This is a genomic window from Anaeromyxobacter soli (genome assembly GCF_022808855.1).
GTDB classification, from domain to species: domain Bacteria; phylum Myxococcota; class Myxococcia; order Myxococcales; family Anaeromyxobacteraceae; genus Anaeromyxobacter; species Anaeromyxobacter soli.
The window spans coordinates 1-9125 of the sequence record NZ_JAKZLF010000066.1; the positions used below are offsets into that span (position 1 = coordinate 1).

7 protein-coding genes are annotated in these 9125 nt (G+C 70.0%); 2 read left to right on the plus strand and 5 right to left on the minus strand.

Features of this window, described 5'->3' with window-relative positions; genetic code table 11:
• Window positions 1-1016: hypothetical protein (locus MLV88_RS23555; RefSeq protein ID WP_243338786.1), on the minus strand; the 1016-nt coding region annotated here is incomplete at its 3' end.
• Between the two features lie 263 nt (window positions 1017-1279).
• Window positions 1280-2665, minus strand: a complete 1386-nt coding sequence (locus MLV88_RS23560; RefSeq protein ID WP_242335220.1) for a sigma-54 interaction domain-containing protein — start codon at window positions 2663-2665, stop codon at window positions 1280-1282.
• Window positions 2666-3133: 468 nt separating this feature from the next.
• Between MLV88_RS23560 and MLV88_RS23565 the strand changes: the two genes are divergently transcribed.
• Both MLV88_RS23565 and MLV88_RS23570 read left to right on the plus strand, forming a co-directional pair.
• On the plus strand, window positions 3134-4249 hold the full coding sequence (locus MLV88_RS23565) for an enolase C-terminal domain-like protein (RefSeq protein WP_242354935.1): 1116 nt from the start codon (window positions 3134-3136) through the stop codon (window positions 4247-4249).
• A gap of 167 nt (window positions 4250-4416) precedes the next feature.
• Window positions 4417-4731, plus strand: a complete 315-nt coding sequence (locus MLV88_RS23570) for a TIGR04563 family protein (RefSeq protein WP_242335214.1) — start codon at window positions 4417-4419, stop codon at window positions 4729-4731.
• A gap of 114 nt (window positions 4732-4845) precedes the next feature.
• On the opposite strand, the gene pgaD is transcribed toward MLV88_RS23570, so the two are convergent.
• Genes pgaD through pgaB form a run of 3 tightly spaced genes read right to left on the minus strand, consistent with a single transcriptional unit; the run spans window position 4846 to window position 8592 of the window.
• The gene (gene pgaD, locus MLV88_RS23575) at window positions 4846-5331 is read right to left on the minus strand and encodes a poly-beta-1,6-N-acetyl-D-glucosamine biosynthesis protein PgaD (RefSeq protein WP_242335211.1); all 486 of its coding nucleotides are present in this window, start codon (window positions 5329-5331) and stop codon (window positions 4846-4848) included.
• Between the two features lie 15 nt (window positions 5332-5346).
• Window positions 5347-6609 (minus strand): poly-beta-1,6-N-acetyl-D-glucosamine synthase, encoded by a 1263-nt coding sequence (gene pgaC, locus MLV88_RS23580; RefSeq protein WP_242335208.1) that lies wholly within the window; start codon window positions 6607-6609, stop codon window positions 5347-5349.
• 12 nt (window positions 6610-6621) lie between these two features.
• Window positions 6622-8592: a poly-beta-1,6-N-acetyl-D-glucosamine N-deacetylase PgaB gene (gene pgaB / locus MLV88_RS23585; protein ID WP_242335205.1), complete on the minus strand. Its 1971-nt coding sequence runs from the start codon at window positions 8590-8592 to the stop codon at window positions 6622-6624.
• Window positions 8593-9125: the final 533 nt, after the last annotated feature.

Consider the following 9125-nt stretch of genomic DNA (forward strand, 5'->3'; position numbering starts at 1 on the left):
GCGATGTTCGCGTCGTACGACGTGAGCACCGCGGAGCTCTGCGCGTGGAACCGGTGCAGCACGTCCGAGAACGAGTACTGCGACGTCCGCACGTCCGCGCTCGTGAACGTCGCGCCCGGGAGGATCTGGTAGTTCGGATACGTCGCCGCGAAGCCCGGCGCCTGGCTCTCGCCCATGGCCGGATCCCAGTGGCACACCGAGCAGCGGATGGGGCCGCCCACGCCGTCGCCATCCGGGTCCAGCTTCGAGAAGTCGATCCGGGCGTCACGCGCGTGCAGCATGCCCATCGTCTCGAACGAGCCCGCGGGCGTGGCCGGCTTCCCGTACGCTCCCGCGAGCTTCAGGTGGCAGTTGCAGCAGCCGCCGAACGCCACCGGCACCGTCACGTCGTCGCTCGCCATCACCTGGCCGGTCGCCGTCTCGACGACCCGGATGCGGCCGGTGAGGTACGGCGTCCGGTTCGGGCCGCCCAGAGGATCCGTCATGATGTCCGTGGCGGTGCCCGTCACGACTGGATAGGCCGGGATGCCGGCCTTCTCGAAGTAGGTCGTCGCCGGCGTCGTCTTGACGTCCATGTCGCCGCTGAAGGTCGCGCCGCCGAGCCCCTGGATGCGGCCGTCCGCCCGCACCGGCTGGAAGCCGGGGAAGATCTTCGGGGAGTTCTGGATCCAGTTGGCGAAGTACGGGTCCGCCTTCATCGCGGCGTCGGTGTTCTCGAGGACGTCGTAGGTGACCTTGTACTGGCTGCTCGCTACGAGGAGCACCGGGTCGAGGCTGCCCGTCTGGAACACCTGCGCCCGGAGCGTGTTGTAGGGCGGCAGCAGCATGAACGTGCCGAAGCTGGGACACGCGCAGTGCATCCCGAGATCGTTGCTCGCCAGGATCTTGAAGGTCGGCGTGCCGCCGCCCGGGCTCTGCGCTGCCTGTGTCGTTGCACCGAGTCCGTCGTCGGTCGCGCCGCCGCAGGCCAGCGCGGCGGCGGAGACGACGAGGACGGCGAGGGTCCGTCTGGTCATGTGATCCTCCCAACTGCGTTCGTGATCGATCGCGCCGCGCACCGAGCGCAGGCGCTGGCGAACGCGCACACGTCCCCCCTCGATGCGGAGTCGAGCGCGGTGAGCGCCCGGCTCCGCCCGTGCCGCATCGCGGTCGCGTCGCCCTGCCCCGTCACATGAGCAAGGGGTGCGCCACCCCGACGCATGGCGTTCTTTCGAGCGATCAGAGGCCGCGGGCCCGTGGATCCCAGGCATGTCGCGACATTCCGTCGCGACGCGCCGTTCTAGGACGCGCGCGTGACGCGGCGCTCGCGCATCCACCGCCACAGCGTGGAGCGGGAGACGGAGAGCGCCCGCGAGGTGTCGGCGATGTGCCAGCGGTTCTCCTGGAGCGCCGCGAGCAGCTCCTCGCGCGCGGGAGGATCCCGCCGCCTCGACGAACCGCGCACCCCTTCCCGCTCGACGGTCGCGTCGTGCGCGCTCCGGGCAGGCTCCGCGACGGCGAGCACCTCCGATGGGAGGTCCTCCGGCTGGATCGTCTGCCCCGTCGCGACCGTCGCCGCATACTCGAGCGCGTTCTCCAGCTCCCGGACGTTGCCCGGCCAGCGATATCCCTCGAGCTGGCGCAGCGCCTCGGGAGACAGCCTCAGCTCTCGACCGGTGCGCGCCGCGGAGCGCGCGAGCAGGTGACGCGCGAGCGGCGCCACGTCCTCCCGGCGCTGGCGCAGCGAGGGGATCTCGATCGGGAAGACGCGCAGCCGGTAGAGCAGGTCTTCACGGAAGCGACGCGCCTCGACCTCGCGCCGCAGGTCGCGGTGCGTCGCCGCGATGATCCGGACGTTCACGGTGATCGTGCGGCTGTCGCCGACGCGCTCGAACGACCTCTCCTGGATCACGCGCAGCAGCTTCGCCTGCACGTGCAGGGGCAGATCGCCGACCTCGTCGAGGAACAGCGTGCCGCCGTCCGCCAGCTCGAAGCGCCCGGTCCGGTCCCTCAGCGCTCCCGTGAACGCGCCGCGCACGTGCCCGAACAGCTCCGACTCGAGGAGCGCGTCGGGCAGCGCCGCGCAGTTGACCGCCACGAACGGCCGCTCGCGCCGGCGCGAGCGCGCGTGGATCTCCTGGGCGACGACGCCCTTGCCCACGCCGCTCTCCCCGCCGATGAGCACGGACACGTCGGAGTGGTCGAGGCTCTCCACGAGGCGTTGAACCCGCTCCATCGCGGGCGACCCCACGACGAGGCTCGTGGAGCGCGCCGGGCCGCAGGGCTCGCCGACCTCGGGATCCGCCGGGCGGAGGACGATGAGGTACACGGCCTCGCGATCGCACGCGCCGCCCAGGTTGCGCAGCGGCGCCACGGTGACCGACGTCGGCCGGCGCCCACCCGCGCCATCGGGGAGCCACGCGCGCCAGCCCTCGCGGCGCTCGCTCGCCGCGAGCGCCGCGCGGAACGGCCCGTCCACGCCGAAGAGCTCGCACCCGAGCAGCTCGACGATGGGGCGGCCGCGGTAGTGCTCGGCCGCGCCCGCTCCGAGCAGATCGTCCAGCAGCGGGGAGATGTGCCGCATCCGGTACTCGACGTCGAGTGCGAGGCATACGCGCCCGAGGGAGGCGAACGCGGCGGTCACGGCCTGGAATGCCGCCTCGTGAGGGTGCGCGGGGGGTCCCATGCTTCGGGGACATTACGCCCACACGCCCCAAACGCGCACCACCGCAAGCCACGCGGCAAGACGCCGCACATGAGAGCGGCGCGAACGCAGCGTTCGACAGAAGGTCACCGGATCGCGCGGGGTTCGCCGCACATTTGGGGCTCCCGGAGCCACGGGATGTCTTGCGTCACGAGGCCGCAGTAACCTGAGGATGTACGACAGCCGCCTGCGACCGACTGCGTGCGCGACGTTCCCCCTGGTGAGGCAGATCAAGCGGTCCGGCGGCTCCCCTCCGCCGGGCCGCATCTCTTACGCCCTCCCCGGCGGATGCCTCGCGACTCCACGTGCACCGGCGGATCCTCCACGCCGACCACCGACCGCGACGTGCCCAGCTCGAGCGTGCGTTCGGGTGACCCCAAGCGACCCGGCACGCGCGTTTGATCGTGCCCCAGCGCCTGCTCATGCACGCGCGTTGGAGGAGCGTCGCTCATGCCCGCGCCGAGCGTCCCCGAGCTGCCGCCGCTGACGATCAGAGGGGTGACCACCTTCGCGGTCGAGGTTCCGATGACGTATCCCCTCGGCACCAGCGCGGCGACCGTGACCCGCGCCCCGCTGCTGCTCGTCGAGCTCGAGACCGACGAGGGGATCACCGGGCGCACGTACCTGTTCTGCTATCGCCGGAGCGTGCCGCGGGCGATCGACGCGGTGCTGCGCGACGCCGTGTCGGTCGTCGAGGGAGATCCTGCGGCGCCGCTCGAGATCGCCTCCAAGCTCGCCCGGCGGTTCGCGCTCGTGGGCGTGGCGAGCGTGGTCCGCATGGCCCTGTCGGCGCTCGACGCCGCGATCTGGGATGCGCTCGCCGTCGCCGCGGGCGCGCCGCTCGCAACGCTGCTCGGGGCGAGGCCGAGGCCCATCCCCGCCTACAACTCGAGCGGGCTGGGCCTCATGTCGCCGGACGCTGCTGCGGACGAGGCCGAGAAGCTCCTCGCGGGCGGATTCCGGAGCGTGAAGCTGCGGCTCGGCCATCCGACCCTCGAGGAGGACCTCGCCGTCACGCGCGCGGTCCGCGGGCGGCTCCCCGACGAGATCGCGTTGCCGGTCGATTACAACCAGGCCCTCTCCGTCTCGGAGGCCATCCGCCGCGGACGCGCGCTCGAGTCGGAGGGCATCGCCTGGCTGGAGGAGCCGACCCGTCACGACGACTATGCCGGCAACGCGGCGATCGCGAGGGCGCTCTCCGTGCCCGTACAGCTCGGAGAGAACTTCAACGGTCCCGAGTCGATGATCGAGGCGCTCGGCGCCGGTGCCTGCGACCACGTGATGCCGGACGCGGCTCGCATCGGCGGCGTGACGGGCTGGATCCAGGCGGCGGGGATCGCCGCGGCGCACCGGATCGAGATGTCGTCCCACCTGCTGCCGGAGCTCAGCGCGCACCTGCTGGCGGCGACGCCGACGTGCCACTACCTGGAGTACGTCGACTGGGCCGACGCGATCCTCGAGGAGCCGTTGCAGATCGCGGACGGCCTCGCCCGCATCCCCGAACGTCCAGGCATCGGGCTCCGCTTTCGGCCCGAGGCGGTCGAGGCCCTGTCACTGGGGCGCTGAGCTCGCCCGCGCGACGTTCGCTCGTGGCCTGCACCGCGAGGCGCAGGGCGCTCGACTCCCCCGATCGGACGGGGCAGCCACGATTACGATCAAGCAAGCACGCCGCGGAGTTGCCGAACGTGTCGACACGCGTACGATGCGAACAGCACCGCGGAGGGAATGCAGGGATGGCCGGAACCGAAAAACAGAAACAGTCGCTGTACTTCCCCGACGAGACGCTGCGCGAGATCATGAAAGAGGCGGTCCGCCTCGATCGCTCGCTCTCCTGGACCGTGCAGCAGGCGTGGCGCGTCGCGCGCGAGCAGGTCCGGAACTTCCCGTCGGCGGATCGTCGTCGGGACGCCGCGCCCGAGCTGGTCGTCTCGCCCATGCGCGAGCCGCAGGCCTCCGGTCAGGGCAACGTCGATCTCGATCGGCGTCGCCCGTCCGCCCAGGTCCGCGAGTTCCTCCGGGGCAAGTTCGACCGCGAGCTGACGGGCTGACCCGGGAGCTCGGCGCGCACCGGCGCGCTCGCAGGAATCCCGACCCTCACGCCGCGTACGCGGCCGTGGGCCGGCGCGCGCCAGGGACACTCCTGCAGGAGGTTCGGCCGCGGATCAGGCCGCCCGCTCGACCTGGAGCGGCTCGGGATCGTGGCGCCGGAAGGCCTCGGCGGGCTGGCGCCGCTCCACGCGGATGATGCGGCCGCCCTCGTCGTGGTGCACCACGCACACGGCGGTGCCGCGGCCGGCCAGGATCTCGTCCTCGGACAGCTCGAAGTGGCGGGCGTAGTCGCTCACGGAGCGCACGTTGGGCGTGCGCACCTTCAGCGCCGGCAGCCGGTTCCACAGGAGCAGCGTCCCCGAGGTCCCGACGAGCGCGATGGCGTACCGCGGGACATCGGCGGTCGCGCCCACGGACGCCAGCTTCATCAGCGTGAGCTGGGAGAGGACGTTGATGTCCGCCACCCAGGAGAAGGAGCGCATCACCGGGTACCACAGCTTCAGCCAGGCTCCCCACATGAGCACGGTGGACGCATCGGAGCAGAGCCGCTGATGCCAGCGCAGGCGGTCCCGCGCATTGATGATGAGTGAACCGCTCATTTGTTCAATCCGACATCAGCGAATGCCACGGTCCGGGCTGATCCAGCGAGCCCGCTTGCCCTGGCTGCGAAAGAGGACCTTCGGGTAAGCGACGACGATCGAAGCGGTGTTGATGATCCAGAACGCGAAGGGATACCAGATCATCCAGAACAGGTTACGCCCGAGCCCGCGGTCGTAGCGGCTGTCCAGCCACTTGCTGAACGCGAACTGCAACAGGCAGGTAGTGCCCAGGATGACGCCGCTTCCCTGCGGGCTCAGGGGCGAACGTATCACCGGCAGCGCGCCCCCGGGAAGCACGATCCCCTCGAGCCACAGCACCGTCAAGAGCAGCATCGAGTAGCACCAGAACACACTGACGCACATCTCCACCAGCAGCGGCCACAGGAAGCTCTGGCTCGGGTGACGCAGGACGTCGAGGTTCTTCAGCAGCACCTGGGCGCCGCCCATGGCCCAGCGCAGCCGCTGCTTCCACAGGCCCTTCAGCGTCTCGGGCATGAGGATCCAGGTCAGGGCGTTCGGCTCGAAGCGAACGTCCCAGCCCGCGCGCTGGAGCTTCCAGGTGATGTCGATGTCCTCCGTGAGCATGTCGGCGCTCCAGTAGCCGACCTGGTGCACGGCCGACTTGCGGAAGGCCGTGATGACCCCGCTCACCGTGAAGATCCGGCCGAAGCTGCGCTGCGCGCGCTTGATGATGCCGACCATCGAGGAGAACTCTCCGACCTGCAGCCGCCCGAGCAGCGTCGAGCGGTTGCGGATGCGGGGGTTCCCGGTCACCGCGCCGACCCAGTCGCTCTCGACGAAGTGGCGGACGAACCAGTGCGCGGCCTGCTTGTCCAGCAGCGCGTCGCCGTCGATGCAGATCAGGATCTCGTGCTTCGCGAGCAGGCTCCCCGTCTGCAGGGCGATGGCCTTGCCCTGGTTCTGCGCGAGGTGCACCACGCGCAGGCGCGGGTGCCGCGCCGCCATGCGCTCCAGCACCTCGGCCGTGTCGTCCTTGCTGCCGTCGTTGATGGCGATGACCTCGAACTCGGGGTAGTCGAGCGCGAGCGCGTGGCTCAGCGTCTCCTCCGCGTTCTCGCCCTCGTTGTAGCAGGGGACGAGGATGCTCACCGGCGGAGCGCCCGGGGTCGAGGGGGGCCGTTCCCGCGCCGTGTCGGCCCGCTCGAAGCGCCAGTAGAACAGCGCCGCCCCGGTCATCCACAGGAACGACATCAAGAGCGGGTAATAGAAGACGAAGGCGAGGAGCCCGTGCCACAGCGTCTCGGGGTGAGCCGTCACCGGGCCCTCCTCTCAGCGCGTCGCGGGGGCATTCGGCTTGCCGTCCAGCACCGTCTTCATCACGCCGGTGGCTGGCGAATTGCTGAAGAGGCCGTCGGGGTAGTAGCCGACGTGCTGCACTCCCATGCCGTACAGGCTGCGGATCTGGTCGGCGAGCTCCTTGCTGTCGATCGGACGGTTGTCCTCGCGCCAGTCCACGGACTGGAGCTCGAAGACGACCTTCTTCATCGCCCCCGGGCGGTCGTTCACCGCGTTCACGAGGTCGTGGAAGAACGTCCCCGGGTCTGCCGCCCGCTCCATGAGCGGCATGGCCATGATGGCCGTGAAGTCGTAGCGCGCGAGCGAGTTGTCGAGCGACTGCGAGTACCAGACCTCGGCCTTCGGGTTCAGCACCACCCGCGCGTAGAGGTTCCTCGCGACCTTCAGCGTGGGCTGCTGCTCCCGCACGACGTCGGCGAGCTCCATCGCGAAGTCGTCGAGCGCGTTGACCTTGAGGATGGTCCAGCGGCCGATGAGGTCGTCGCTCTTGCGAATCTCCGGCACCGACGCGGGCAGCCCCCACGCCTGGTACGTCTTGAGGCCGAAGGGGCTCGCGTCCTCGTAGTCGGACAGCGTGATGTCGTCGTGGAAGAGCAGGCCCTCGAAGGGCGCCGCGCGCGCGAGGTCCTCGTAGATCTCCCGGATCGCCTGCCGCGCGCGCGCCGAGAACGGCGAGAGCCGGAGGTACCCCATGTCGACGCGCCCGGTCTTCTCCCCGGGCAGCGTCACGACCCTGTCGCGGGCGGCCGGGTTGCTCGCCGGGAGCTCCCAGGAGAGCGCCGGCATCCACGCATACAGCCGCCTCACCTGCGTGCGGGTGCGGATCTGCCAGGCCACGCGGTTGAACAGATCCGCCCGCATGGGCATGTTGCGGCTCGGGAAGTAGACGGCGTCCGCCGAGCCGTTCCCATCGGGATCGGAGAAGGCCTGCAGGTAGACCGCGTTCACGCCCATCCGGGCGATGCGGTCGATCAGGCGGTCGAGGTTCCGCTCCTGCTGCGCGGGATCCGCGTCGTACACGTAGTCCAGATCCACGTGCATGATCTTCTGCGGGCGGTCGTTGTCGGAGAGGTTCTGGTTGCGGATGGTGATCTCGCGCTCCAGATCCCACAGCTTCATCCCCCCCTCGACCAGGATGCGGCGCAGCGCCCAGAGCGGCGTGTCGTGCATGTTGGCGCCGTCGTCCAGCGTGAGGCCGATGCGCATGCCGAGCCGCTCCGCGACCTCCCGCGTCGTCTTGTTGTACCGGCCGTAGGGCCACGCGATCACGCGGGGCGCCTTGCCGGTGTTGCGGCGGATGAGCGCGTCGTTGCGCTCGAGATCCGCCTGCACGCGCTTGCGGTAGGAGGTCTCGTCCTCGTAACGCTTCGCCTCCGGCAGGTAGCGTCGGGTCGTGGTCGCCGGCTGCATGTTGCCCTGCGGGTTGCCGAGGATGCCGCGGTGCAGGTCGAAGCTGTGGCTGCCGATCTCGACGAGCCCGCTCTGGGACAGCTCCCGCAGCTCGCGCCAGGAGAGCAGCTGCTCGCGGGGGAGCCGCTTCCCGTCGAAGTCCACCGTGCCCTTCTCCTCGAGCCAGCTCCCCACGACGTTGATGACGGCGGGGATGTGGAACATCTTGAGGACGGGCCAGGCGTGGTCGTAGACGGACTGATAGCCGTCGTCGAAGGTGATGAGCACCGCCTTGTCCGGGAGCGGCTTCTTGCCTTCGCGGCCGGCCAGCACGTCGGCCACGCTCACGAAGTGGTACCCGTGGTTCCGCAGCCAATCCATCTGCCTCACGAAGTCCGTGGGCGTGACGGCGTACTGCGGCACCAGCGCCTGGCCGGGCTCGGCGACCTCGTGGTAGCTGAGCACGGTGAGCTCTTCCTCCGTGTCGGCCACGGCGCGGGCGGCCGGCAGGAGGAGGAGCAGCGCCCAGAGCACGGGCAAGAGTCGCGTCGTCATCGGCGTCCAGACATTCGGGGCAGAAGTAACAGAGGCTGCGAACGTGAGCGGGCGCCGCCACGCACAACCTGGCGCTCGAGCACACTGGACGAGCGGCGCGGCATGATCTTCAACTGGACGGGGTGGCGTCAAGCCGCAGGCCGGCCATCTCGGCGTACTGCCTAAAGGTTCCGGCCAGACGGCGCTCGCGTCCCACATCGGAGCACCTGCCGGACCGAGAGAACTGAACCGCGGTCCTGAGGGCCGAACCAGCACGCCCACCTGCCGGACCGAGAGAACTGAACCGCGGTCCTGAGGGCCGAACCGCGAACCTCGCCTCGTTCGACCGTGTACGTAAAGGAGCTTCGGGCCTCGGCTCCCGTGGCGGCACGCCTCCTGCCTTCGCGTCCCCACGTGACCGCTCCACGGGTGCGGTACCAAGACATCGCTGACGCTTTTTGAGTCAGGACATCGCTGACAGTCGTGGCTGCTCGACTGTGGCGTGCCCTGGAAAGTTCAGCGAGCCATGAGCCAGAAGCTGGAGTTCGTCGAGA